This window comes from Haloferula helveola (assembly GCF_037076345.1).
GTDB classification, from domain to species: domain Bacteria; phylum Verrucomicrobiota; class Verrucomicrobiia; order Verrucomicrobiales; family Akkermansiaceae; genus Haloferula; species Haloferula helveola.
Genome location: NZ_AP024702.1, coordinates 881,807 through 908,556 on the forward strand (window position 1 = coordinate 881,807; position 26,750 = coordinate 908,556).

Annotated in this window: 17 protein-coding genes; 9 read left to right on the forward strand and 8 right to left on the reverse strand. The window is 63.1% G+C overall.

The features are described 5' to 3' along the window. Nucleotides 1-147: 147 nt before the first annotated feature. The 3 genes from HAHE_RS03105 to HAHE_RS03115 form a co-directional block, all read right to left on the reverse strand. Nucleotides 148-4,263, reverse strand: coding sequence for a beta strand repeat-containing protein (locus HAHE_RS03105; RefSeq protein WP_338688549.1), 4,116 nt, complete (start codon nt 4,261-4,263; stop codon nt 148-150). A gap of 379 nt (nt 4,264-4,642) precedes the next feature. Then, a complete protein-coding gene (locus HAHE_RS03110; RefSeq protein ID WP_338688550.1) occupies nt 4,643-6,730 on the reverse strand; it encodes a DUF455 family protein in 2,088 nt (695 codons plus the stop codon). Between the two features lie 43 nt (nt 6,731-6,773). Then, on the reverse strand, nt 6,774-7,124 hold the full coding sequence (locus tag HAHE_RS03115; RefSeq protein WP_338688552.1) for a hypothetical protein: 351 nt from the start codon (nt 7,122-7,124) through the stop codon (nt 6,774-6,776). Nucleotides 7,125-7,220: 96 nt separating this feature from the next. Here HAHE_RS03115 and HAHE_RS03120 point away from each other — a divergent pair, with 96 nt between their 5' ends. The 5 genes from HAHE_RS03120 to HAHE_RS03140 all read left to right on the forward strand — a co-directional run bounded on the left by HAHE_RS03120 (nt 7,221) and on the right by HAHE_RS03140 (nt 17,875). Further along, nucleotides 7,221-8,180: a DUF72 domain-containing protein gene (locus HAHE_RS03120; protein WP_338688554.1), complete on the forward strand. Its 960-nt coding sequence runs from the start codon at nt 7,221-7,223 to the stop codon at nt 8,178-8,180. A gap of 413 nt (nt 8,181-8,593) precedes the next feature. Further along, nucleotides 8,594-14,248: a GDSL-type esterase/lipase family protein gene (locus HAHE_RS03125; protein ID WP_338688556.1), complete on the forward strand. Its 5,655-nt coding sequence runs from the start codon at nt 8,594-8,596 to the stop codon at nt 14,246-14,248. Between the two features lie 374 nt (nt 14,249-14,622). Continuing rightward, nucleotides 14,623-16,350, forward strand: coding sequence for a biosynthetic-type acetolactate synthase large subunit (gene ilvB, locus HAHE_RS03130; protein ID WP_338688557.1), 1,728 nt, complete (start codon nt 14,623-14,625; stop codon nt 16,348-16,350). A 101-nt stretch (nt 16,351-16,451) separates the two neighbouring features. Continuing rightward, nucleotides 16,452-16,988, forward strand: a complete 537-nt coding sequence (gene ilvN, locus HAHE_RS03135; RefSeq protein WP_338688558.1) for an acetolactate synthase small subunit — start codon at nt 16,452-16,454, stop codon at nt 16,986-16,988. 158 nt (nt 16,989-17,146) lie between these two features. Beyond that, the gene (locus HAHE_RS03140) at nt 17,147-17,875 is read left to right on the forward strand and encodes a hypothetical protein (protein ID WP_338688560.1); all 729 of its coding nucleotides are present in this window, start codon (nt 17,147-17,149) and stop codon (nt 17,873-17,875) included. Between the two features lie 12 nt (nt 17,876-17,887). Here the strand turns inward: HAHE_RS03140 and HAHE_RS03145 are convergent, their stop codons facing one another. From HAHE_RS03145 to HAHE_RS03155, 3 genes are all read right to left on the reverse strand, one after another. Further along, nucleotides 17,888-18,868 carry an alkaline phosphatase D family protein gene (locus tag HAHE_RS03145; protein WP_338688562.1) on the reverse strand — a complete coding sequence of 327 codons (981 nt, stop codon included), beginning with the start codon at nt 18,866-18,868 and terminating at the stop codon, nt 17,888-17,890. A 62-nt stretch (nt 18,869-18,930) separates the two neighbouring features. Continuing rightward, nucleotides 18,931-19,329, reverse strand: a complete 399-nt coding sequence (locus HAHE_RS03150; RefSeq protein ID WP_338688564.1) for a TM2 domain-containing protein — start codon at nt 19,327-19,329, stop codon at nt 18,931-18,933. A gap of 63 nt (nt 19,330-19,392) precedes the next feature. Then, the gene (locus HAHE_RS03155; RefSeq protein WP_338688566.1) at nt 19,393-20,079 is read right to left on the reverse strand and encodes a DUF4190 domain-containing protein; all 687 of its coding nucleotides are present in this window, start codon (nt 20,077-20,079) and stop codon (nt 19,393-19,395) included. A gap of 107 nt (nt 20,080-20,186) precedes the next feature. On the opposite strand from HAHE_RS03155, the gene HAHE_RS03160 reads away from it, so the two are divergent. Both HAHE_RS03160 and HAHE_RS03165 read left to right on the forward strand, forming a co-directional pair. After that, on the forward strand, nt 20,187-20,552 hold the full coding sequence (locus HAHE_RS03160) for a Dabb family protein (RefSeq protein ID WP_338688568.1): 366 nt from the start codon (nt 20,187-20,189) through the stop codon (nt 20,550-20,552). Nucleotides 20,553-20,584: 32 nt separating this feature from the next. Beyond that, nucleotides 20,585-21,583, forward strand: coding sequence for an MBL fold metallo-hydrolase (locus HAHE_RS03165; RefSeq protein WP_338688570.1), 999 nt, complete (start codon nt 20,585-20,587; stop codon nt 21,581-21,583). Nucleotides 21,584-21,640: 57 nt separating this feature from the next. Here HAHE_RS03165 and typA read toward each other — a convergent pair whose 3' ends face one another. Together typA and HAHE_RS03175 are read right to left on the reverse strand one after the other, a co-directional pair. After that, the gene (typA, locus tag HAHE_RS03170) at nt 21,641-23,464 is read right to left on the reverse strand and encodes a translational GTPase TypA (RefSeq protein WP_338688572.1); all 1,824 of its coding nucleotides are present in this window, start codon (nt 23,462-23,464) and stop codon (nt 21,641-21,643) included. Nucleotides 23,465-23,588: 124 nt separating this feature from the next. After that, nucleotides 23,589-24,551, reverse strand: coding sequence for an FAD-dependent oxidoreductase (locus HAHE_RS03175; RefSeq protein ID WP_338688574.1), 963 nt, complete (start codon nt 24,549-24,551; stop codon nt 23,589-23,591). Between the two features lie 145 nt (nt 24,552-24,696). On the opposite strand from HAHE_RS03175, the gene HAHE_RS03180 reads away from it, so the two are divergent. Together HAHE_RS03180 and HAHE_RS03185 are read left to right on the forward strand one after the other, a co-directional pair. After that, complete coding sequence (locus HAHE_RS03180; protein WP_338688576.1) at nt 24,697-25,242, forward strand: helix-turn-helix domain-containing protein; 546 nt, start codon at nt 24,697-24,699, stop codon at nt 25,240-25,242. A gap of 85 nt (nt 25,243-25,327) precedes the next feature. Next, on the forward strand, nt 25,328-26,695 hold the full coding sequence (locus HAHE_RS03185; RefSeq protein WP_338688578.1) for a hypothetical protein: 1,368 nt from the start codon (nt 25,328-25,330) through the stop codon (nt 26,693-26,695). The last annotated feature ends 55 nt before the right edge of the window (nt 26,696-26,750 follow it).

Sequence of the window (26,750 nt, forward strand, 5' to 3'; positions counted from 1 at the left end):
CGCACAGGATGGTGCAAACGGTTGGGACTCGAGGGGTGTTTCTGTTTTAATGGGCGCCTGCGCCGGGAGAGAAATCGGCGGCCTCCATCTGGAGGCCGCCGAGTGAATGGCATTTCAGTGTTCCAACAACGGTTTGGACCGCCGCGACTATGGAGCAACCTCCTTAACGGTCACATCGTCGATGTACCAGCCGAGGTAGTCGTCGGAGGCGCCACCGAATCCGACGAGCACCCACTCCAGACGTACCGGCTGACCAAGGGCTGCCGGCGGAATGGCAATCGGTGTTCCTCCGTTGGCGAGGGCCCAATCTGCATTGTTGGTGTCCCCGTCGACTGCGGTGTAGATCGCGGCGGCGATCACCGTGTCGGTGGTATCGTCGATGATGTTGAGCACCGCGCTGTCGCCTGCTTCGAGGTCGAGCGCCTCCGCGAACGTCACCTCCGCATCAGCCACGGAAGTCAGGTCGATCACCGGGGAGCGCAGGCGCGTCGTGGTCGGGTCGAGGTAGTAACCGGGGTTGCCAACGTTGGTGCCCCAGCAATTCGTCGACATGCCGTAGCCCTCGGTCACGCTACCACCAAAGCCGCTGGAATTGGGTGCTCCCCACGCCCAGGACGTTCCCTGGGCTGTGGACACCGTGAATCCGCCGTCGCCGCCCTCGAAGTTCTCCGAGAGGAGGATTCCCTCGTTCTGATTCACCCGCACGAACAGGCGGGGCGAAGTGAGCAGCCCGGGGCTCAGCGTGACATCCACGACTTCAATCCCGTTCCCGTCCGGCGCACCGGCTTCGGTCACGACTGCACCGGTGTCTTCAGTCCACATTACGAGGTCGAAGGACGTCTCGATGCTCGTGAACAGTCCCGTCAGCGCGTTGTCCCGACGGGTGAAGCTGAAGCTTGTCACGCCAGCCGGGTCAAATGGGGTCGTGAAGGGATTCACCGATCCCCCATCGGTCGGATCGAGGCCGAACTGGCGTTCGTAGTCATTGCTGAGACCGTCGCCATCGAAGTCGCCGTTCGGATCACTGAGGTCAGCCGGCGCGTAGATCGTCGCCCACGTGGTGTAGTCGTCGCCGGAAACGACATCCGGTCCTGTCAGCACCGTGCCGAGTCCGCGGCCGTTGCTCGAATACCATTCATACTCGAGCACGTCGTACACGCCGTCGGTCACGAAATCGATCTCCGCCACGTAGTATTCCCCGTTGTTGGCCGCATCGCCGTTGCCTCCTCCGAGAACGCTGTGCGCGTCGTCGATCACGATGTCCGCACCCACGTTGTCGAGGTCGTGCAGGATGATCTTGAGCGTCGGCGTCGAGTTGTACGCGCCGTAGTAGATGTGCACCGACCCCGAGGCCAGACCGGTAATATCCACCAGACCCTTCGCTCCCTGCCAGTCCCGGTAGCCGTAGTTGCCCACACTGGCGAAACCGCTCGCGCCCGTTCCGTCGCCGGTCGCCAGATCCGCACCGGGATCGTTCCCCGTCCACAGCCTCATCTGCTGCTGGCCGAAGCCGTCGAAGGTCAGGTCATCGGTCTCGTAGGTGATGCGGTCGGGTTCGCCCCCCTCTCCGGCGGTGCCGCTGACGCTGTTGTTGCTGTTGCCCAGCATCTTGTAGGCGATAACAGGACCGGTGTAGTTGCGCACTCCCGCGGGCTTCGGTGTCCCGGTCGGATCGTTGGCGCAGTACCAGCCCGTGCCCGGATTGTCCTCATTGACCGAGACGTGGAAGTAGCGGCCCTCGCCGCTCCCCGTCGTGTTCGGATTGAGCTGCGACGCGATGGTCGTCTGGAAGTCGTTGGTAACGCTCCCCGCGTTGGCCACAGGATCGTTCACCGTCAGCGTGTTGTCCGAGGGAATCGCCGTCGTCGTGTCGAGGTCGTTGCCGTTGAGGTCCGAGATCACCGCGCTGGCCACGATCTCCAGGGTCAGGCTGCCCGACGTGCCGCCGGTCGATACCTCGACCTCGTAAACCGCGGGGTCACCCGTGGCGTTCACGGCGTCGACGGTGACCGGCACGCTGCCGGCGCTCGCACCGAAATCGGAGGTCTCGACCGAACCCGCGTCGATCGGCTCGCTGAAGGTCACCGTGTAGACCAGGCGTCCGGAGACGTTGGTCAGGATCGGCAGCGGGTGCGTGTTGTCCGCGAAGGTCGTCACGCTCGGAGGCGTGTCATCCACGGTGAACTCCCACGTGTCCGGGTCGGAGATCCCGGCAAAGGGGTTCAGGCTGCGGTCGGTCAGCGCTCCGGCATCGATCTCGATGTGGTAGGTGTCACCGCCCGGCAGCGGCGCCGCCGGGGTGATCGTCAACGTGTTGCCGTCAACCACCACCTGCGGATCCGGCAGGGTGATCGTCGTCGTGCCCGGGGTCGTCTCGTTGACGATGCGGATGTCGCCGGTTCCGATGTAGATCTCCTCGTCGAAAGTGGCGACCCGCTCGATGCTGCTTCCCGACGCGTTGTCGGTCGACACCAGCCCGGGCGCCACGAAGTCCAGCGGAAGAACGTCCGCGGAGGTCGCGCCGAAGCGGAGCTCGTCAAACTCGGGAACGTTGTTCTGACCGGTTCCTCCGCGCTTGCCCGCGATGCTGATCGTATCGAAGGCGTTGTCCGCGTTGACGGTGCCGAGCTGGTCGAAATTGGCGGTCAGCGTGGCGACCACCGGCCCCAGGTTCAGGTCCTTGTCCGGAATATACACCTCGAAAATGTCATTATCGACGGCGGTCCCGGGATTGGGATCGAACGCACCCCACGTGATCTTGCCGACCACGAGGACCGTCGATCCCTCGGGGCCCCAGGATACCCCGGAAGGGGTCCGCTTCTCGGCACCGCCGCTGCCGTCGCTGTCGTTGTTCCACAGTTGGAGACGGTCCGAAGTGCCGTTGTTGCCCTGGTTCACCACGAAGGTGAAGCCGCTGCCGGTGTTGCCGCCGATTCGGTCGAAGCCGTCGGCACCCCCGGTGCCGAGGGCAAGATACGTCGTCCGTTCGTTGGTCGACGCGCTCGTGTCCGGATGCTTCTGGATCAGCGCGCTGACCCAGAGCGTGGCTCCGTCATTCATCAGGCCCGCGTCGGTCAGGGTGCTGCCCGGGCTGATCTCGTTGTTGATGATCCCGTTGCCCACAGCGGGGTTGGCGGTGGCACGCCCGCCCTGGTAGCCGAGCTTGCCGTAGGTCAGGCTGCTGTCCGCCACGAGCGCTTCGGCATTCCACGTACCGGTCAGCCCCAGACCGGGAGTATTCCCGCTCAACGTCGAATCCAGATCCGCGAAGGGCTCGTAGATCAGCGGAGATGCCGTATCGAGAATGGTGATCGTGCCATCCGTCTCCAGGTTTGAGGTGTCCCAAGTGCCGGGCGGCAGCGTCAGTGTGCCGACGGAACCCGTGAGGGTTACACTGCCGGTGGTGTCGAAGAGTGTGAAGGTGTCACCGTTATCCAACGTGCCGGAAAGAAGAGCCACCTCGATCTTGGCGCCATTCAGATCAATGACCGTCTCGGCTCCATTGGGAGAGTAGGTGTCCGAAGTGAGCAGGTCAGCATCGATCTCAAAACGATGGGTTGCCGGAGGGTAATACCATGGGCTCGACGCCGTACCGTCGGCCGAAGCGGTGAAGCCGGCCGGGCCGTCGGCGGCGAAATCCACATCGAGCAGTGTGGCCCCGGTGTCGGCGATGTTGACCGTACCGATCTCCCAGTTGGGAGCCGCGGGGTAAGTGTTCGCGTCCCAGCCGCCGCGGAATTCGACCTCCACAGTATCTCCTGCCGTGAGGGTTCCCAAGCTGGCGACGCTGGTGATCAGCGTGGGAACCGCGTAGTCGGTGGACGTTCCGGTGAAGACCTCCTCCGCACCCCAGACCGAAGCGGCGGTAGTGCCGTCATAACCGTTCGAGGAGAAGTCCCCGGAGAGCACCTGGGTGAAACCGCCACCGTTCACGTTCACATAAACGGCGCCGCCGTCCCAGCCCGACTCGAAGTTGTAGCGATGGGAGAAGGTTAGCGTTACCTGACCGCTGTTTGCGACCACCACGGTCGGGCTCTCGAGATACGAAAAGGTATTCCCATCTCCGCCGTTCGCGGACCATTTCCCCAAGGTCTCGGTTGGAATGACCGAACCGGGATCGAGGGCCGTGTCTCCAATGACTCCGGCCCCGCCGACTTCAATCACGCCCTGCCCGTGCGCGGAGAGCGCCAGAAGCGCGGTGCCGAGCGACGCGACCCGAGCGAGGCTCTTTGCGCTAGATTTCTCAATTGGGATTTTTCTCATGGTACTGGTTGGCTTTATCCGGGAGATTCCTACTAGCTTCATAGTAGAATGAGCTTCGCAGGGCACTACCAACTCGCATACTGTCCGCCAGACTTCATGAGGCCAGAATTAACCTTTTCCCTTTTGCGTATAACTCGCGCTCATTTGCGCCATCATGCATTTTACCTCAACCCTCCTTTTCGCGTTTTCCCACCACCTATTTGCGCCATAAGGCACTTTACCTACCCCATCGATGACCGGCGTGTTCGCGATTCCGAGGACTGCGAAAATAGGTGGATCCCGTCACTGGCCAGCCGGCCGAAACCCCCGACGTATCGATCTTTCCGGGGGTTGAACCGGGCTCATTGACCAAGACCGATCCCAAAGAAAACGAGCCGGATCACTCGTCCGGAGCCGCGAAGCCGACGGACCATTCGGCGAGAAACCGTTCGGCCCGGGTTGGGTCGTTCAGAAGATGATTGCGACCTGTCGACATCGCTTCGATTTCAGCGGCGGACATTGCGGCCTTTCGTAGGAGCCGAAGACGACACGGCTGGTTGCCGCTGCGTTTCATCCATTCCCAAGCCAAGCGCCCCATGGTGAAACGGACGTTGAGTTCGACGATCGGTTTCAACGCCAATGACCGGTCGGCACGGCGGTGGACCATGGCGTCGATGCAAAGGGGACCCTCGTAGCCCGGGAGCAAGTCGGCGAGGAGAGGCGGGAGCCGTTTGCCGTAGAGATCGAGGACACGGGCTTCACGAAAGAGGAACGCCGCGATGGACTCGGGGATGAGGTTTCCCCACTTGGGACCGACCCGGATGCCGACGAAGCGGCCGGCCGGATCGTTCTCAATGACCGTGAAGCCCAGGAGTTCCACGGCCCCTCCCGGCTTCGCGTCGTAGAGCGCGGAAAAATCGAGCACGCGGTCGAGCCAGGGTTCGACGACAACCGCGCCATGGGCGGCAAGCGTGTTGTCGATCCAGCCTCGGGTTTTCTCCGGGTGGCTCTGCGAGTTGACCCTGAGATGGCCCCGGCCGGAGCAGGCGAAAGGCGCTTTCAGCAGAGCCTGCGTCGTCGGGTCCTCGTTCTCGTTCTCGTTCTCGTTCTCGTTCTCGTTCACCGGGTTCGGATTCGAGGACGAGCAGGAGGACGATAACGAGGAGGAAGGACTGAGATGGCGGGCGATCGCCTCGGTCACCGACTCCGCATCGTGCAGCAACTGGCCCGTCTCCGGAACAGGACCGAGGGCTTGCTCAAGCTTGAGACCGATGGCTTTGGAAAACCACTCGCTTGGAAGCGGCTCCCGCCACGGATGCTCCATGCCCGGAGCGACGTCGCCGGCGAATCGGCGCAGCGCCTCGGAGGCATCAGGCGACCAGGCCCACGGGCGGAGGCCGGAGAGCTTGCGGGACGGCTCGGGGGAATCGGGACCGGAACGGTCCCGCTCCTTGATGATCTCCGGGAGGTCGAAACCGGCGGCTTTGAGTCGCGCGAGATGCTCGACCGAGGGCGGGCGACGCATGAGGAGGGCATCGTCGCGACGACAACAGGCGAACATCAATACCTCCAAATCGTGCTCGAGGGAGAGCGATACCTTGTCAGGCTGCCAGCGCTTGCCCATGGCCGCGGCGCGGGCGTGGGACTCGGCACTCGGATTGAACCAATGAAGAACCGGGGTACGTCCGCGGGAGAACTCGCACACCTCGAGCCGTCGGATGAAGTCCTCATCAAGCCCGGCCAACCGGCGGCTCTCGGCATTGAACGGCGGGATCCCCTTCGCCCTCGCCGGCGTGAGAGGAAAGGTGAGGCAGCGCCGGAAGCCGTCCCAATCGCTCTCCCCCCTCGCCTTCCACTGGCGGAACCACTCGAGACCGTAGTGGACGTGGCTGATCTCGTCACGGTGGATGCGCTCGAGGATGGCCGCCGTTTCGGCGTCGCCGGATTCCGAAAAGACCCGCGCGAAGGCTTTCGAGTAGTCGAGATTCGCCTGCTCGAAGGTGAGCGACAGCCTCGTGACGTAGTCGAGCGGCGTGGCCATCGGCGCGACGATGTTCCAGAAGAATCCGTTCACCGGCAGGTCGCCGAACTCCACCCCGCAGTCGGCCATGCGGCGCAGGTAGAGCTTGGTGTGCATCTGCTCTTCCTTGAGCGTCTTCAACACCCCGGCCCGGAACTCCGCGGGTGCGTCGGGAAACTTTAGCAACACCAGCGCCATAAGCTCCGTCGCCAGCAGCTCGTGGTTGGCGAAGAAGTGGAGCAGCTTGCCGCGCTCGCGGTCGTCATCGATGCCCGATGCTTTGGGAAAAGCGACACGCACGCCGCGCCCCGAAAGACGCAACGCCTCCGGCCGACCGGGGGCCGAAGGCGTTTCAAGAGCTTCACCGCGCCGCAAGTCCTCCAGACCGGAGGCCGGAGGTGGCGCGAGTTTGTCGTCCAGCGAATCCGCGAAGAGCACTCGCTCGGCGAATTCGCGGACGGTCGTCATGCCGGCAGGCTAGCGCCCGCCGGCAACGCCGCAAGTCATCGACTTACGGTTGGGTGGGCAAGCTCGACATCATGCTCGCGAAGATCGTGCCATAGAGGATGCCGAAGACGACGATCAGGATGGTCCAGATCAGCATGATTTTCTGAATGCCCCACTTCTTGGCGTTGATCCAACCGATGATGAGCGGGATCAGCGGGGTGCACAGCAGGCCGCCGACGAGGGAGATGATGCCCATCGTGGGCTTCTCCTCCTTCTTGAACGCAGCCATGATCTCCATGATCCAGCAGACCAACATCCCGATCCCGACCAGGAGGGCGAGAATGGATGCGATCGGGCTGGGAGTGGGAATCTCGGTGGGCGCCGGAGCGCTGGTTTGAGCGATGATTTCGAACATAGTCTTTGGGGTTATGGGACGCCTTCCTCGGGAAGGCGGTCGGTAAGGATCTAACGAAGGCGTGCGCACCCGGCAAGACAATGCTCTCCTGCCCCCATGTCGCCGTTCTCCCCGGATCAGCAGGACCTGCTCTCGTCCCTCGCGGCGGACGGGGTCTTCCTCGGGACCTCTTCGTGGAAATACCCCGGCTGGCTGGGCCAGCTCTACGAAGAGCAGCGCTACCTCACCCGTTCGAAATTCAGCAACGCGCGGTTCGAACGCGAATGCCTGGCAGAATATGCGGAGGTTTTTTCCAGCGTCTGCGTCGACGCCTCCTTCTACCGCTTTCCCGATCCAAAGTTCCTCGCCGGGATCCATGACCAGGTGCCGGACGGCTTCCGCTTTTCACACAAGGTCACCGATACCGTCACGACCCGCCATTTCCCGAACCTCCCCCGCCACGGCAGCCACGCGGGGAAGACGAATCCGGTGTTTCTCGATGCGGGCGTGTTTCTCCAGTCCTTCCTGAAGCCGTTGGCACCTTACCGGAAGAAGACCGGGCTGCTGATCTTCGAGTTCACCCGCTTCCGAAAGGGCGACTTCGAGCGAGGCCGCGACTTCCTCGACGCCCTTGACCGCTTTCTCGCCGCGCTGCCGACCGATGAGTGGGACTTTGGAGTCGAGCTTCGCAACCCGTCGCTACTGCGGCCCGAGTACTTCGACCTGCTCGACCGGCGAAGCGTCGGCCATGTCTACAACCACTGGGAGCGGATGCCGCCCAGCGGCGAACAGCTCGATCTCCGGAGTCCGTCGACCCTTTCAGCCGCCTGCGGCATGCGCCTGCTGCTCAAGCCCGGACGGCGCTACAAGGAAGCGGTCGAGTCGTTTCAGCCCTACGACCGGACCCAGGAAGTCCGGCCCGAAGCCCGCGAGGCGGCGGAGCGATTCGTGCTCGAATCGGAAAAGAAGCCGAAGAAACGCAAGGGCTACGTTTACGTGAACAACCGACTCGAGGGGAACTCGCTGCAAACCATCGCGGCGCTGCTGGACTCGCTGAAGGGGCTAGCCGGGAAGTAACGCCAAGGCCCGCGACCGGGGTTCGTAGTTCCGCCTTTAGGCGCTCCCGACGGGAAAGGATTTTTCGGCGCCACTCCAAGTCGCGGCATGCGCCACCCTCTCCGACCCCCGAATCCGTCCCGCACCCCCGCCACTGAAGTTTGTAGTTCCGCCTTCAGGCGGCCGGGGGCGGGATGAGTTTCCGGTGACTCACAAAACACCTCATCCTCCGCTGCACAGGGCTCCGCAGCCCCCTAAAGGGGGAACTACGAACCACCGTGGCAAGCCTCCAGACCGGGGTGAGAGCGACAGAGCGAGGCGCACTTACTTTGGGATGGACCTGCCACGGCATGCTGACCCAATCTGCTCAAATGCGCGCCTGAATCCAATCCGGGCCGCATAAACCCACAGCTCAACAAATCCTCCGAAAACCCATGAAAGCAGCCTTCCTGCTTGCGCTCGCGCTTGGCCTTGCCCCCGTTCTGACCGAAGCCGTCCCGGTCATCCGCATCATGCCGATGGGCGACTCGATCACCAACGGCTCCTCGTTCGACAGCCCCGACGGGACCGGCGGCTACCGCGGCCCGCTCTACGATTTGCTCACCACCGCTGGCTACGATATCGACTACGTCGGGAGCCTGACTGTGAACAGCGAGCTGCTCGTCGAGAAGGAACACGAAGGACACGGCGGCTGGCGCATCGACCAGCTCGATGCCAATGCACCGACATGGTTCAGCACGATCAGCCCGGACATCATCCTGCTGCACATCGGAACCAATGACTTCGGCCAGAACTTCGACACGCCGAACGCGATCAACCGACTGGATGACCTGATCACCAAGATGGCGGGCCTGCGCCCCGACGCCCACATCATCGTCACCAATCTGATGGAACGGGGCGAGCCGCAGAACACCGACATCCAGAGCCAGTTCAATCCGTTCGTGCAGGACGTCGTCAACGACCAGATCGCGGCCGGCAATCTGGTCTCGTTCCTCGACATGCGCTCCGAAGTGCCGCTCAGCGACATGCCGGACAACCTGCACCCGGACCAAAACGGCTACGACAAGATGGCGGCGGCGTGGTTCGATGCGGTCGATGCCTATCTGAATCCGGGAGACGGTGTCGCACCCGAACTCGTCCGCGTCCACGCCACACCATCGCCGGGTGAAGTGGTGGTGAATTTCAATAAGCAGCTCGACCCGACGACCGCCGAGAACGCCGCGAACTACTCACTCGACGGAGGCATCAGCGTAATCTCCGCCGTGCTCGCCTCCAACGAGCGGGACGTGATCCTGACGACCGATCCGCTGGCTCCCTCGACCACCTACACGCTCACGGTCAGCAACGTTGAGGACGTCGCCCCGGTTCCGAACACGATCGCCCCCGCGTCGACTGCCGAGTTCGTCAGTCAGATCGCGCCGGGTTACGACAACAACGTCGAAGAGTCCGAGTGCTACACTCTCGTCTACTCGCTCGATCTCCCCAACGCCGCGAACTACAAGATCGCGCCCGTGCCGTACAGCGTCGACACCCACGTCAGCATCGGCACCTACGACCGGGTCGCCTACTACATGGAGCTCCAGACTCCGGGCGGCGAACTCCAGTATGCGTGGGCTTCGATGGACGCGTTCGACACCGACGCCGCACACATCGGGGTGCCCACACTCGCCACCGGGGTGACCTTCCAGCAGTCGGTAAGCAATCTGAATGTCGTCTCGAACGTCCCCGGCGTGGATGTCGGCGAAGGACTGACCGGCAACCTCGAATTCTGGCCGACCAACTACCAGGCGCCCAACGGAGCAGGCGTTCCGGGTGCCAGCGACGCAGTCTACGACTTCGGTGACAACATCTCGCCCGGCGACTTCGGTTCGATGCAGATCCACAACACGTCCGCCGCGGAGACCGTGATCTCGTTCAGCCGCTGGGGCGGTGCGGCCGGCAATGCCTGCGTCGGCATCGGCAACCAACCGTCCGGCAACCCCGACTGGACCTTTGCCGACAACGCCGCCGATTACACGATCAAGAAGCTGCAGGTTCTGGTTCGCACGACCGGTGACCTCACCTCACCGACCTTGGTTTCCGCCGAAGCGGGATTCGACGGTGAAAGCATCATCGTGACCTTCAGCGAGCCGATCCGCTACGACACGCTGCTACCGGAGAACTTCTCCGTCGACGAGGGCGTATCGGTCCTGAGCGTCAGCGTGGGAGACGACCGGCGCACGGTCATCCTCAACACCACTCCCCTGCCCGCCGCAGCGCTGACTCTGACCGCCGACAACCTCCGCGACACCTCACAGAACGCCAACGTGATCGCACCCGGCTCGAGCATCGCGGTCACGGCCGCCGCGCTCCCCGCCGAAGTCGTCGCCAGTGTCGGCGCGGCGGCGGACGGCTACGAACTCGTCTACTCGCTCGACATTCCCGTCACCGGCAACTTCAACGCGCTCGGTTCCGCAGCCTACCGGATCGACAACAGCGACAAGCCGGGATCGTTCTCACGCGTTGCCTACTACATGGAGCTGCAGTCCGGCGCCACGACCAACTACGTCTGGGTTTCGATGGATCCCTTCACCCAGGAAAAGGACAAGCTCGGGGTGCCCACCGTTTCCACCGGTGCGCGCTTCCAACAACTCGTAAGCAACCTCGACATCATTTCCAACAAAGCGGGACTGACGACCGGACTCGGCCTTGCGACCGGTAACATCGAGTTCTGGCCGAACAGCTACAATCAGGGAAACACCGCGGGGATACCGGGAGCAAGCGGAGCAACTTATGACTTCGGCGACAACTTCACCACCAGCCCGGGCTACGGGTCCATGCAGGTTCACAATCACGGCGCCGGGCAGACGGTGTTCGCGCTGAACCGTTTCGGCGTCGACGGCAATCCGCTTTGCGTCGGTATCGGCAACGACCCGAGTCCGACCAACGGTGGCGTCGACTGGACCTTCGCCGACAACGCCGGCACGGAGTACACGAAGCGCACCCTCCACGTGATGGTGCTTCCGGCAGCGCTTCCGCCGGAAATCACGGACAGCGTTGGTGCGGCGGCGGACGGTTACGAGTTGGTCTACTCGCTCGATATTCCAGCCACCGGCAATCTCAACAGCGCGAACCGCTACGCGATCGATCGCAGCGCCGAGCCCGGAACCTTCTCGCGGGTTGCCTATTTCCTCGAACTCGATGACGGCGTCACCACCGAGTACATCTGGACCGCGATGGACGCCTTCACCCAGGACAAGGGACGGATCGGCGTCCCGACCGACGCGTCCGGCGCGATCTTCCAGCAGTATGTCGACAACCTCGATGTCCTTTCCAACCAGCCGGGCATCGTCACCGGCACCGGACTCGGCACCGGCAATATCGAGTTCTGGCCCGGCAGCTATAACCAAGGGAACTCCCTCGGAGTTCCAGGCGCCAACGGCGGCACCTTCGACTTCGGCGATAACCGCACCACGGCCGTCGGCTACGGTTGCATGCAGGTACACAACTATGGCGCTGCGCAGACCCTCTGGGCGCTGAACCGCTTCGGTGTCGATGGCAATCCACTCTGCCTCGGCATCGGCAACGACCCGAACCCCGGCAACGGCACCGACTGGACCTTTGAGGACAACGCCGGCAGCTACATCAAGCGCACGCTGCACGTGCTGGTGCTGCCGTCCGACCTGCCTGCCGAAGTCACCACGAACGTCCCGGAATCCGCCGGATACGAATTGGTCTACACGCTGGACATTCCGGAGCTCGGCAACCTTGCCGTGCCCGGTGCCGGCTTCACGGACTACACGCTCAACAACAGCTTCGGTAGCGCTGCATTCAGTCGCGTCGCCTATTACATGGAGCTCCAGAAGACCGGCGATCCGGAACCCACCTTCGTTTGGGTCTCGATGGATCCCTTCACCCAGAACCGCGGGCAAATCGGCGTCCCGACGGTCGCGTCCGGCGCGCTGTGGCAGCAGTACGTGACGAACATGACGGTGATCTCCAACAGCCCCAACGTCACCGAAGGCAGCGGACTGCAAGGCAACCTCGAGTTCTGGCCCGGCAACTACAACGCCAACAACGACGTCGGCATTCCCGGTGCCAGCAGCGCGCTGTTCGACTTCGGTGACGGTGGTGCGGGAACCGGCTACGGCCACGGGTCGATGCAGATCCACAATCCCGGAGCCGGCGAGACGGTCTTCGCCCTCAACAAGTGGGGCAACAACGGCAACACGACCAACGAACTGGCCGTCGGCATCGGCACCAATCCCGCCCTGACCAACAACGACCCCGACTGGACATTTACCTACAACGCCGGCGACTACGACCTCGTCCGCAGGCTCCACGTGCTCGTCCTACCCGCCGACGGCGCTCCGGAAATCGAGAATGCGATCGGATCGACCACGCTCGACCGCTTTATCGTGAGCTTCGACCGCGAGCTGACGGATGACTCCGCCGACCCCGCCCACTTCTTCATCGACGGAGGTCCCGCGATCACCGGTGCCACCCTGCTTCCCGGGAATCGCGAGATCGCCGTCACCACCGCCGCCCAAGTCGCCGGAGCGCTCTACACGGTCGAGGTCACCGGCGTGCGCGACCGGACCGGGGGAGCCGAGATCGTTCCGGGTTCGACGGTCGACTTCACCGCCTACGACGCGCCTGCGATTCTGGCCAACGTGCCGGATCCCGGAATGGAGTTGATCTACCACCTCGATGTCCCCGTCACCAAACCGCGCTGGAATTTCAACGCGGTCACCTACGGCGTCGACGAGGCGAAATACGGTGAGATCCTGTTCGACAGGGTCGCCTACCTCTTCGAGCTCGACGGCGACTGGGTCTACGCCTCGTTCGACCCGCACACGACGGCGATCGCGGAGACCGGCGTCCCGAGTTCCCAGGTTACCTCGACGCCTTTCCAGCAGATCGTGACGAACATGAACGTGGCCTCGAACGTTCCCGGCATCATCACGGGCAACGGCATCGCTACCGGCAACATCGAGTTCTGGGGAGGGAATTACGACGAGGTCAACGCGCTCGGAATCCCCGGTGCCAGCGGTGCCGACTACGACTTCGGGGACACCATGACACCCGGAGGTCACGGATCGATGCAGGTCCACAACCACGGCGCCTCACAGACGCTCTTCGCCTACAACAACTGGGGCGCGAATTCCGGTGGAGCCAGCGAAATGGGAATCGGCAACAACACCGGCGACCCGTCACGACTCGACTGGACCCTGACCGAGAACGGCGCCAGCTACGCGACCCGGAATCTCTACGTGCTCGTCCATCCGGGCGGCACCGCCACCGGCCCCGCACCGACGATCCTCGTCCACCCCTGCGACCGCTCGGTCGCCGCGGGCGAAGACGTCACCTTTTCGGTCATCGTCGAAGGCGACGGCCCCTTCAACTACCAGTGGTATCACAACGGCTCCCCGGTCGGAACCAATGCCGCCTGGCTTGAACTGACATCGGTCGACGGAGGCGATCCCGGTTCCTACTCGGTGGTCGTCACAGGGGCCAATCTCGGATCCACCACCTCAGAGACCGCAGTTCTTGAAGTCTCGGGAGCGAACCAGCCGCCCACCTTCAGCGGTTACACATTCGCCGTGCAGCAGGGCACCAGCGCGGTGATCCCGATCGCCTCGATCCTTGCCAATGCCAGCGACCTGGACGGCGGCACTCCTGACCTCATATCCGCTGCCGACCCCAGCGTGGAAAACGGCGATGTCGTCCTCGGAGTTTCCGATCTCACCTACACCCCGCCTCCAGGATTCTACGGATCGGACAGCTTTGCGGTCACGATCGAGGACGGACAGGGCGGCTCGGTCGTCGGGGCCGTTTCCGTGTCGGTCACCTACCAACCGATCGACCCCGACGGCAGTGACCTGATCAGCTTCCTTCCGGGCGGCATGCCCGGCGCCGGTCAGGTCGAGGCCGTCTTCCACCTCACACCGGGGGTCGAATACGGGTTTCAGCGGAGCCTGAACCTCGTCGACTGGTTCATCCTGTCGACGGCGGTGGCGGGAGACGACGGCATCGTGGTCTTCACCGACCCCGCCCCCCCTGCCCCGGCGGCTTTCTATCAGGCGATCACTCCGGTCCCCTCGCCCTAGGGGAAGTGGTGAAACGCCCGTCCCCATGAACCCGGCCCGCGACCGGGGTTTGCAGTTCCGCCTTCAGGAGGCTGGAGGCGGGACGAGTTCCCCGTGACTCAGGCCCCCATCCTCCGCAGCTCGTGGCTCCGCAGCCCCCTGAAGGGGGAACTACGAACCACGCAGGCGGACCATCGGGATCCGTCAGTACCGATTCAAGTTCTCTCGTTAGACTTTCACTCCAATCAGAGAGCGAAATCGGCAACTTCACCGAAAATCCTCAACTTTCAGCACGATCCGCTAATTCAATTCCAACATTTGGACCCGAATCGCCAATTTTCGCATTGTAAATCGGCGGCAAATACCCCCTCTTTCGCCCTGCAACCCCAACTTTCATGAGCAAGGAGCAACTCGACGGCGCCCAGGCCCTGATCAAGACCCTCGACGATCTCGGCATCGAATACATCTTCGGATACTCCGGAGGTGCGGCCATCCCCATCTTTGACGCGCTGGAAACGGTCAAGACCAAGATGAAGTTCATTCTGGTCCGTCACGAGCAGGGTGCGGTGCACATGGCCGACGGCTACGCCCGCGCGACCGGCAAGCCCGCCGCGGTGCTGGTGACGTCCGGCCCCGGCGCCGGCAACACCGTGACCGGCCTGATGACCGCCCAGATGGACTCGGTGCCGATGCTCGTGATCTGCGGCCAGCAGGTGACGTGGATGCTCGGCAAGGACGCGTTCCAAGAGGCCGACATTTTCGGCATCACGATGCCGGTGGTGAAACACAACTTCCTCGTCAAGGAGACCAACGACCTGCCGAAGATCGCCCGCGAGGCTCATTACATCGCGACCACCGGCCGTCCCGGACCGGTGCTCATCGACATCCCGAAGGACATTTCCCAAGGCGAGTTCAACGGCGACCTTGATCCTGACATCGACCTGCCCGGCTACAATCCGGAGGAGGCCTTCAATATCGACAGCGACGCGGTCGACGAGGCGGTGCAGATGATTTCCCACGCCAAGCGTCCGGTGATCCTCGCCGGCCAAGGTGCGATGATCGCCCGCGCCGGCGAGCAGTTGATGGAGCTGGCGGAAAAACTCGGCTGCCCGGTCACCACCACCCTGCTTGGCAAGGGCGTGTTCCCGGAAACCCACGACCTCTCGCTCGGCATGCTCGGCATGCACGGCACCGCCTACGCCAACAAGGCGATGGTGGAAGCCGACCTGATCCTCAATGTCGGCTCCCGCTTCGATGACCGGATCATCGGCAAGCCGCACATGTTCGGCCGCAATGCCAAGATCATCCACATCGACATCGACCGCGCCGAGATGGCGAAGATGATCGTGCCTCACGTGCAGATCGTCGGCGACGCCAAGGCAGCGCTCAGCGAGCTCAACAAGCGGACCTCGAAGCTCGAAACCAGCGAGTGGCTCGCGAACCTCAACGGCTACAAGAAGAAGTACCCGCTCGGCTTCAAGAAACAGGGCGGCCTGCGGATGCAGCAGGTCATCCAGGAGCTTTACAAGCAGACCGAAGGCAAGGCGATCGTCTCGACCGACGTCGGCCAGCACCAGATGTGGGCCGCGCAGTTCTTCCTCAACGACCGGCCCTACGAGTGGCTGTCGTCGGGCGGTGCCGGCACCATGGGCTTCGGCTTCCCCGCCGCCATCGGCGCCCAGCTCGCCTGCCCGGAAAAGACGGTGATCTCGATCTCCGGCGACGGAGGTTTCCAGATGACCCTGTTCGAACTCGCGACCGCGGCCATCCACAAGCTGCCGATCAAGATCGTCGTTCTGAACAACCACTACCTCGGCATGGTCCGCCAGTGGCAGGAGTTGTTCTTCGAGAACCGCGAATCGGGCGTCGACCTCGCCGGCAACCCGGACTTCTGCAAGCTCGCCGCCGCCTACGGCATCCCGAGCGTGAACATCAAGCGCCCGGCCGACGTTTCGCGGATGGTGGAGAAGGCACTCGAATACAATGAGGGACCGATCCTGATCCACGCCGAGTGCGTGAAGACCGACAACGTCTTCCCGATGATTCCGGCCGGCGCCGCGCTCGAGGACATGCTCACCGAGCCGCCGAAGACCAAGATGGCCAAGCCGACCGGTTCGACCTGACGGTCGGAAGCCTCAAATTTAAAACTCCAAACCCGAAGGTGTTGGCACCCGGAAAAGCCCTCACCCTGTTGAAGTTTAACGTTTAAGATTTCGATTTTCCCATGAGCACCATCGTCACCACTGACACGCCCGTGGCGCCGAATAGCGACACGGCGACCCACACCCTTTCCGTTTTCGTCAACAACAAGGCCGGCGTCCTGATGCGGATCTGCCAGGTCTTCGCACGCCGCGGATTCAACATCGACTCGCTCGTCGTCTCGCGCGGCCGCGACATCCGCTACTCGCGCATGACGATCGGCATTTCCGGCGACCCGGACGGCCTCGACCAGATCATCAAGCAGGTCAGCAAGCTGATCGACGTGATCCACTGCTTCGAGCACACCAGCGACGACTCGGTCACCAAGGAACTGGTGCTGATCAAGCTCAAGTGCTCGCCCGACGACCGCTCCCAGGCGCTCCAGATCTGCGAGCACTTCGGCGGCAAGACCGTCGACCTCACGCCGACCTCGATGATCGTCATGATCAACGGCGACAGCCTCAAGATCGACGCCGCCGTGGCGATGTTCTCGCAGTTCGAGATCATCGAAACGGTCCGCACCGGCAAGGTCGTGATGGCCCGCGGCGAGGTGGTGACCTGAGGAGCTCCGAAGAACCGCCGCTGCGACGTTCAAAGAGCGTCCCAAGTGGCATCTTCCGTGCTTCCGAAGCGGGCGAAGTCACAGTCTTGTGACGGAGATCCCCTTCCCGGCACCATGGCTGCTCCGCTGGGATGCCTAGACTCCCTACTACTCCCCTCATGAACCTCCGATTCATCGCCCTTGCCGTCGCAGCCAGTCCCTCGGTTCTTCCCGGCGTCACCCTGCTTCTTGAGGATTTCGAGGATTCGACCGTGGGCTACACGACGAGCATCTCGGAAACGAGTGACGGTTCCAACGACTACTTCGGCCGGGTCGCGCCCGACGGAATCTCGGTGGGAACGAACATAGTCTACTCCAATCTCCAGGGCAGCGGCTACTTCGGAGGCCAGGACATGGACGCCAACGGTACTGGCGATCCGAACGCGGCCGGAGCCCAGGCGACGATCACGTGGACCGGTATCGACATCACCGGATACGGGAATCTGCGATTCTCGGCGTTCTGGGCCGAGGACGACGACGGCACCAACGAGGACTGGGACAGCGCAGACGACTTTGTGCTCGTGGAGTTCCAAATCGACGGTGGAGGATTCCAGAACCTCTTCGCGATCGAAAACGACGGCACCACCTTCAATACCGCCCCCTTGATCGATACCGACTTCGATGGAATCGGGGACGGAGCCGTCATCACGGACAGCTTCACCCGCTACTTCTCGACGATTTCCGGAACCGGAAGCTCGCTCGACCTCCGTATCACCATCGACCTCGATTCCGGAGACGAGGACATCGCGTTCGACAACGTGATGATTGAGTCCATTCCGGAGCCTGGGATCGCGCTGCTCGGCAGCCTCGGGCTGCTCGGGCTTCTGCGCCGCCGGCGCTCGGCCTGAGTTTTTGATTGCTCAGCGTTCCAGCGTGAGACTGACCGCCCTCTGCGGCCGCCCGGCTTCATCCCGGACGCAAGCCGTGACCACCGGCACCGGCCGGCTCCAGTCGACGCTGACAGTGCCGAAGTTCGAAGGGCGGAACAACTCGCTCACACGGTAGCGGTTCGGCTCGTCACCTTTTCCAAGGGGAAGGTTAAGGCTGCTCGAAGTCATCTCGTAGAGCGGGTAGCCACAGGTCTGGGAATCGAGCGAGAGTTCAGCCACGTGGCGATCACCACTGATGAGAAGCACGGGAGGCATTTCCGGCTTCGCAAGCAGATCCAGTAGACGCTTCCGCTCCTTCGGAAAGTTTGCCCACTTTTCCCACCGGTGCTCGCTTGGCAGGACCTGAATCGATGACACGAGGATGTTTACCTTGGCCGTGCTGCCCGAAAGAACCTTCTCCAGCCACTGCCACTGGGCCTCGCCGAGAATCGTTCCATCCGAGCCGACCGGATCGCGGAAGTACCGGGTGTCGAGCAGGATGACCCGCACCATCTGACCGGGAGGGCCGAAGTCGGCGACACTGTAGACGCCCTCCTGCGTTCTGCGCGGGCTGGCTTCCGGGACGTCGAGGAAGTCGAGAAACACCTGCTGCGCCTCCTTCTTCATCGGATACTCCTTGCCGGCGTCATTCGCTCCGTAGTCGTGATCGTCCCACGTCCCGATCACGCGGGAAGTCGCCCGGATCGCGGCGTATGCCGGATGCTCGCGGGCGACCTGATACTTGGCGCGCAAAACCGCCATGTCCTCGGTGTCACCGTAGACATTGTCGCCCATCCACACGAACACATCCGGCTTCAGAGCGGCGGCCGCTTCAAAGGCCGGCGCCTCCATGGTCTGCTTGAAGCACGACACGAAGACCATCTCCCCGACCGGGGCCGAGGCGGGGATCGGTGGCTCGTCGGCAGACAAGGCACCCGCAGCCAACAGGAGAACAAACCGGAGAGCTTTCATCGGTGCCATTCAGTCCCCCGCGCTGCGGATGGCAAGCCCGCGCTGGTGACAGGCCCGGAAGCTCAGTCGGATTCCCGGTTCCGCTCGTCGACCTGACCATTGAGCGTCAGGAAGTCATACAGGTAGCCGATGAAAAACAGGCCTCCCGTCAGGAGCCAGATGATTCCGGTGCCGATTTTCCCGAGGTAGAAGCGGTGGATGCCCAGCGGACCGATGAAGGTTTGGAACAGCCAGGCAACCGAGTAGTCGTACTTTCCGACCGCATACCGGTTCGCCGCCTGCCTTTCCATCTGCGGAATCAGGAAGACGTCGATGAGCCAGCCGATCAGGAACAGCCCACCGGTGAAGAACCAGATCGTTCCGCTGATCGGCTTGCCGAAATAAAACCTGTGCGACCCGGTGAATCCGAAAATCCAGAGGATGTAGCCGACCGCCTTGCTGTGGGTGGGTGCCGTTGTCATGTCCTGATCATCGTCGGAAAGAGTCCGGCGCCCATTGGAAAGACCCACGGATTCTGGAACCCGTCATTTCCGGATCGCGGGGATCTCGACACCGCCGCTGGTCCCTTGTTCGATCGACTGGCCCAACGGCCCACTAGAGGTCTCCACCAATACCGAGACATCCGGGTAGAGCACGACGAGTTTGCCCTTCATCTCGGGTGAAACGAGGAGCGGATCGGAGAGACCCGCATCAGGAAAGTAGGTCCAGTTCCCCTCGGCATAGTCGGGAACGGTCAGGTACTCCGAGAGATTCTCGACGGAATAGGCCTCGAGTTGGTTCAGCACATCGCTGCCGGTCATCGGCAGGGTCGCTCCGGTCAGCTTGTTCACCTCATCCGCCAGAGCGTCCTTCGGAAAGCCCTCGAACGCCTGCTCGAAGGAGATCATCGAGAGACCGAGCGTCTTCACGTTGCTGATGACCACGGTCCGCTCGGCCACCTGCTTCTGCCGCAGGATCATCGGGCTCACTAGACCCGCGATCACCGCGACCGGAAGGATCAAGAAGCTCAGGTATCCACAGATCAGGCCTGCGATCGCCATCCCTTTGCCCGACAGCGCTCCGCCGGACTTCTTGATGCTCGAAAGGCTGATGTGGCCCATGATGATTCCGGCCAGCCCGGAAAGCCCGGCCGTCGTGAAGCCGAGGATCCCGCAAACCAGCGCCCCGATCGCAAGGCCGGAGGTTTTCGGCTGGGCGGATGTGGGTGCCATCGGCGGAGGAGTATCCATGGGGCGATCCTGAGCGGGAGATTCCGGCACCGCAAGTCCGCCTGAGCGGGCCGGTTGACAGAACCGCCGCGCTTTCCGAGGCTGCGAGCATGTTGAAATACCTGCTGCCAGTTGTCGCCCTGCTCGCTCTCGCCGGATTCTCGCGTGCCGAAAGCGAATACCGCCACCTCGTGTTCTTCAAATTCAAGGAAGGCACGCCCGCCGAGGAAATCACCCGGATCGAGAAGGAATTCGCCGCGCTGCCTTCGAAGATCGACACGATCACCGGATTCGAGTGGGGCACCGACATCAGCCCGGAAAAGAAAGCCAAGGGGTTCACCCACGGCTTCATCGTGACCTTCAAGGACAAGGCCGGGCTCGACGTCTATCTGCCGCACGAGGCGCATCAGGAATTCGTCAAGGGACTCAGGCCCCACCTAGAGGACGCCTTTGTCTTCGACTTTGTCAGCAAGTAAAGGACCGGAGTCGCGGCGGCGTAATCTGGGCCATGCCCGTTCCAGACCGCCGCACCTTCATCGGCACATCGCTCGCCGGCCTCGCCGCCTCGTTCAGCCAAAACGCGGCGGCCGCCAATCCTCCCGGACCACCGGACGCCTCTCCCTTCCGCAGCCCCTTCGTCTATCCTTTTCTGATCGGCGAGGTCGAGGCGTGGTCGATTTCCGACGCCAATCTGATGCTTGGCGAAGGCCTCGATCTGATGTGGCCGCGGGAAGCGCATCCGGAAATGCGTGAGGTCATGGGCAACCATGGTGAGCCCGAGGGGGCACTGCCGCTTTACGTCAATGTGCTGGTCCTCAGGAAGGATAAGGAGGTTATCCTCTTCGATGCCGGCTTCGGCGGACCGGTGCGCCCGCGCCTCGGCTGGTTCGCCGACGGTCTGAAATCGATCGGCATCGCTCCGGACGACGTCACCGCCGGCTTCCTCAGCCACGCCCACTCCGACCACCTCAATGGCTTCGTGGCGGACGGCAAGCCGGCTTTCCCCAATGCCGCTTTCCACGTGCTTCCGGATGAACTGGCTTTCTGGAGGGCGAACGAACCCGATTTCTCGAAATCGAAACGCGCCAAAGGGCCGCTGCCGAAAATGATCGCCGACGCGCGCAAGTATTTCGACATCCTCGAGCCCAACACCGAGACACTGAAGGATGGAGACCAGCTGTTCGGCGGATTGGTCACGGTGCATGCCGCTCCCGGACACACCGCCGGCCATGCCTGCTTCCGCATCACGTCCGGCGATGACGAACTGCTGCACCTGATGGATCTGGCGCATCACCACCTGCTGATGTTCGCGGATCCGAACTGGACCATCGCCTTCGACCACGACCCGGAGCAGTCGGTCGTGACCCGCAAGAAGTTCTGGGCCGAAGCTGCCGCCAAGCGCACCCGTTGCTTCGGCTTCCACCTTCCGTGGCCCGGCATCGGCCACATCCTCCCGGAAGCCAACGGCTACCGCTGGTGGCCAGAAGCATGGCGCTGGCAGCAATGAGGAGAGCGGCTTTTCAAGCCGCTTCATCCATGCCGCGGGTCACAAAACAAGCGCTCCTCAGGCCTTGGCAGCCTTCGCCATCCGCTTGCGCTCGTGCGGGTCGAGGATCCGCTTGCGCAGGCGCAGGTGGTTCGGAGTTGCTTCGACGAGCTCGTCCTGCTCGATGTATTCGATCGCACGCTCGAGGGAGAACTTCTTCGGCGGGCTGAGCTTGGACGTCTTGTCCTTGCCGGCCGAACGCATGTTGTCGAGGTGCTTCTCCTTCACCGGGTTGACCGGAAGGTCGTCGGCGCGCGGGTTCTCACCGACCAGCATGCCGGTGTAGACTTCCTCGCCTGGACCAACGAGCAGGATGCCCCGCTCCTCGAGCGCCTGCAGCGAATACGTCGTGGTGACTCCCTTCTCCATGGAGACCAGCGTCCCGGTGATGCGGGTCGTGATTTCCCCGGCATGCGGAGCATACTCGTCGAAAAGGTGGCTCATGATCCCGTGGCCTGAGGTCAGGGTCACGAGTTCGCTTTCGAAACCGATGATCCCACGGGTCGGAATTTTCGCCTGGATCAGCGTCCGGCCGCTTGCCTCGACCTCCATGTTCTCAAGCATCCCCTTGCGGTTGTTGAGTGCCTTCAGGATCGCCTGCGAGTATTCGTCGGGCGCCTCGACGTAAAGCGTCTCGAACGGCTCCAGCAGCTGTCCGTCATCGTCCCGGCGGTAGATCACGGTCGGACGCGAGACGAGCACCTCAAATCCCTCCCGGCGCATCGTCTCCACAAGCACCGCGATCTGCATCGCACCGCGCGCGGAGACCTTGAACACGCCGGCCTGGCCGGTTTCCTCAACCTGGATCGAGATGTTCGTCTTCACCTCGCGCATCAGGCGGTCGTAGATCGCGCGTGAGGTCACGTGCTTGCCGTCCTTGCCGGCCAGCGGTCCGTCGTTGATCGAGAATTCCATCTGCACGGTCGGCGGGTCGATCGCAACGAAGGGAAGCTGCTCTGCGTCCTCGCTGGCGGCGAGCGTGTCACCGATGTCGATGTCCTCGATTCCGGCCGCGATCCCGACGATTCCTCCGGCGCTGCCGCCTTCCGAGTCCTGCGTAGCGAGGCCCGAGTAGGAGAAGGTCTTCATCACCTTCGAGCGCACTTTGGTGCCGTCCTTGCGGAGCAGCCAAACGTTATCACCCTTCTTCACGGTGCCGCCGAGCACCTTGCCGATCGCGACACGGCCGACGTAGTCGTCCCAGTCGATGTTCGAAACGAGCATCGAGAACGGTGCGTCCTCGCTGGCATCGGGCTCGGGCACATACTCGACGATCTTCTTCAGCAGCGGCACGCAGTCCTTCCGCTCGTCGTCCGGCGAGTCCATGAAGTAGCCGTCGCGTGCCGAGCCATAGAGAAACGGAGCCTCGAACTGGTCTTCGGAGGCATCGAGATCGAGGAACAGCTCGAGCACCATGTCGTGGACCTTCATCGGCGTCGCCAGCTCACGGTCGATCTTGTTGACCACCACGATCGGCTTGAGGCCTTCCTGGAGCGCCTTTCGCAGCACGAAGCGCGTCTGCGCCTGCGGTCCGCCGGTCGCATCGACCACCAGCAGCACACCGTCGACCATCTTCATCACCCGCTCCACCTCGGCACCGAAGTCGGCGTGGCCCGGAGTGTCGACGATGTTGATCGTGTAGCCCTCCCACAGAATGGCGGTGTTCTTGGCCTTGATCGTGATCCCCTTCTCGCGCTCGAGGTCCATCGAGTCCATCGCCCGCTCCTGCTTCTCCTGGTTGTCCCGGTAGGTGCCCCCGGCCTGCAGGAGCTGGTCCACGAGTGTGGTCTTCCCGTGGTCAACGTGGGCAATGATGGCGAGGTTTCTGATATTCAAGGACATGGCGTCGGCGGATTCGGCGAAATTGCGGCGGCCCTATGGGACCAAAGCCCCGAAATGGCAAGCCACAAGGTAGCTGGAGCATCCTGCTCCAGTCCGTGCCAGGAGCGTCCCGCTCCTTTTCTTCTCAACTACCCAACCACCTCCCCGCATCCAACTCCCCGTCAATCTCCACCCCGTCCACCAGCCACTCCGCCAGCCTCCGCGCCACTCCGGGCGCATAAAGCGAGCCTTTCGACCCCAAGCCGTTGAACACCACCTCGCCATTCACCTCCCCGATCAGCGGCATGCTGCGCCGCACGATCGGCCGGACCCCCGCCTCGTGGTCGACGACCTCGAAATCCCCCACGCCCAAGGCCCGCAGGATTTCCTCGCCCCGTTCCCGGCCCGCCTGCGTCGGCTGGCCGTCCAGTTGATCCCACTCGTAGGTCGCGCCCACCTTGAAGAGCCCTTCACCGACCGGGACCAGCCAACCTCCACCCCCGATCAGGATCCGCGAACCATCGTGACCCGGAATCTTCACCGTCAGGATCTCGCCTTTCGCGCTTCGGTGTTCGCCCAACACTCCCGCCTCCAAGTCAAACACACCGCCGCATCTCACAACCTTCGACGTTCGGGGTTGGACGTTCGGGGTTCGATGTTCAAACGCCGCCCGCGTTCCCTCGCAAAATCCACTGACATCCACCCGCCCGCCTCCTTTCAACACCACCGCGGCCCGCCAGCCGTCGACCTCCTCATCAACCCTTTCGACCCAAGATTCCACATCCGGCCGATCCAGCTTCCCCGCGACCTTCTTCCAGTCCTTTTCCGTGACCAGCCGCACCACCGGCAGCGGAAACCATAGCTGACGCCCCAATTCCGCGCCCGCCCGCTCGAAGAATTCGACCGCTTCAGGAAGGAACTCACCGATCCTCCAGCTCGGCTCGAAATTCTTCCCCGTCACCGGATTCACCAGTCCCGCCGCCACCTTCGACGCAGCCCCGCTCCGGCCGTCGTCCACCAGCCGCGCTTCCACCCCGCGCTCCCTCAGGCGCCACGCCAGACAGCACCCGGCGAGCCCGGCTCCGACAATCTCCACCGCGTCCGACATCGCCATCCCCTAGCCCATCGGCCGCCACCCGGCGAGCATCGGCAAGGACCGCGCGACCCCAGTCGCGCCCCACCTCCATGCAAATCGATCCGGCTCCACAAGATTTTTCTTTACCGATAAAAATGCTGCTGTTTTTTACATCTCGTTGGCCACCACCGAAACCAGCCCCCTTTCCCTCGACTTCTCGGTCATCCGCGATCTGCGCAAGCAGGCCGGCCTGACCCTGCAGCAGGTTTCCGATCGGTCAGGACTGTCCATCGCTAGTCTCTCAAAGCTCGAGCGCAACCAGAACCTGGTCGAGCTTGAGACCCTCCACCGGCTGGCCCGCGTCTTCGGGCTTTCCGCATCCGACCTCCTCTCCCTTGCGGAATCCCCAACCGCCCACAGGAAAACCGTCCACCGCTACCGATCGGGCCCCTTCGACTTCGAGAAGATCGCCTTCCAAGGCGTCGACCTCTTTCACGCCACTGCCACCGCCGGCGGATCGCTCCAGCACCCTGAGGCTCACGGCGACGACTACGAGATCTGCTGGGTCCGCTCGGGCCGCGTCCACATCGCTTTCAGCCACGAGCAGCACACGCTCGGTCCGGGCGAGGCCCTCAAATTCGACGCCGTCCTTCCTCACACCTACGAGATCCTCGAAGACGCCGAGCTCATCATCGCCCACCTGACCAAAACGCACCGCTTCTAGCAGAGCGTCGGTGCCGTGGCCTTTGTCTTCCCACTTTCTACTTTCCACCAATCACTCGCCACTGCCGCCTCCGGCGGCCCAAACCATGATCGACCTCACCCAAGCTCCTTCCCTCGAAAGTCTCTCGCCGGCCCTTGAACGCGTCTTCGAACTGGCCGGCAAGAAGGTCGCTTCGATCGATGCGGGATACGACGAGTCGAAAGGCTCTCCGGTTTTCACCGTCGATGGCAAGTACACCACCCGCGGCTGGACCGAGTGGACCGAAGGATTCCGCTACGGCATCGCGATCCTCCACTTCGACGCCACGGGCGACCAGAACAGCCTCGAGTCCGGTCGCAACCGCACCGTCGAGAAAATGGCCAGCCACGTCAGCCACATCGGCGTGCATGACCACGGGTTCAACAACCTCTCGACCTACGGCAACCTCCGTAGGCTGATGCTCGAGGGACGGATTCCGGAGAACGAGTGGGAACGCCACTTCTACGAACTCGCCATCAAGGTCAGCGGCGCCGTCCAGGCCGCGCGCTGGACCGAGCGCCAGGGAGGCGGCTTCATCCACTCCTTCAACGGCCCGCACTCGCTATTCGTCGACACCATCCGCTCCTGCCGGATCCTGATGCAGGCCCACCAGCTCGGCCATGTCCTGATGGGCGAGGGCGACAAGCCGATCTCGCTACTCGAGCGCGCGTTGCTGCACATCGAATCAACCGCGAACTTCTCCGTCTTCTACGGCGAGGGCCGCGACATCTGGGACGTTCCGGGCCGCACGACCCACGAGGCGATCTTCAATACGAAGGACGGCGCCTACCGCTGTCCGAACTCCCAGCAGGGCTATACCGGCTTCTCCACGTGGACCCGCGGTCAGGCATGGGCGGCCGTCGGCTTCGCCGAGGAACTCGAGTTCCTTGCCACTCTTCCCGATAAGGCGCTCGAACCGTTCGGCGGCCGCGCCCGTTGGGAGGCCTTGATGCTCCGGGCCGCCATCGCGATCGCCGAGAACTTCATCGAGAACACTCCGGCCGACGGCATTTCCTACTGGGATCAGGCAGGACCGAACTCCCACAAGCTCGATCTCAGCAAGCCCGCCGATCCGTTCAACGAATGGGAGCCGGTTGACTCGACCGCCAGCGCGATCACCGCCCAAGGACTGTTCCGCCTGTCACGCTACCTCCGGAGCAAGGGCGACGACGGGAAAGCCGACCGCTACGAAACCGCCGGCCTCGTCACCGCAGGGAGCCTGTTCCGGGAACCCTACCTGTCCACCGACGACGCCCACCAAGGCCTCCTGCTTCACAGCATCTACCACCACCCGAACGGCTGGGACAACCGCCCCGACCCGGACAAGGCCCCCTACGGCGAAAGCAGCATGTGGGGCGACTACCACGCCATGGAACTCGCCGTCTACCTCCAGCGCCTGATCAACGGCGGCCCCTACCTCACCTACTTCGCCTGACCCGCGGCCGTGGCTGGAGCGTCCCGCTCCAGTCCGTGCGGGGAGCATCCTGCTC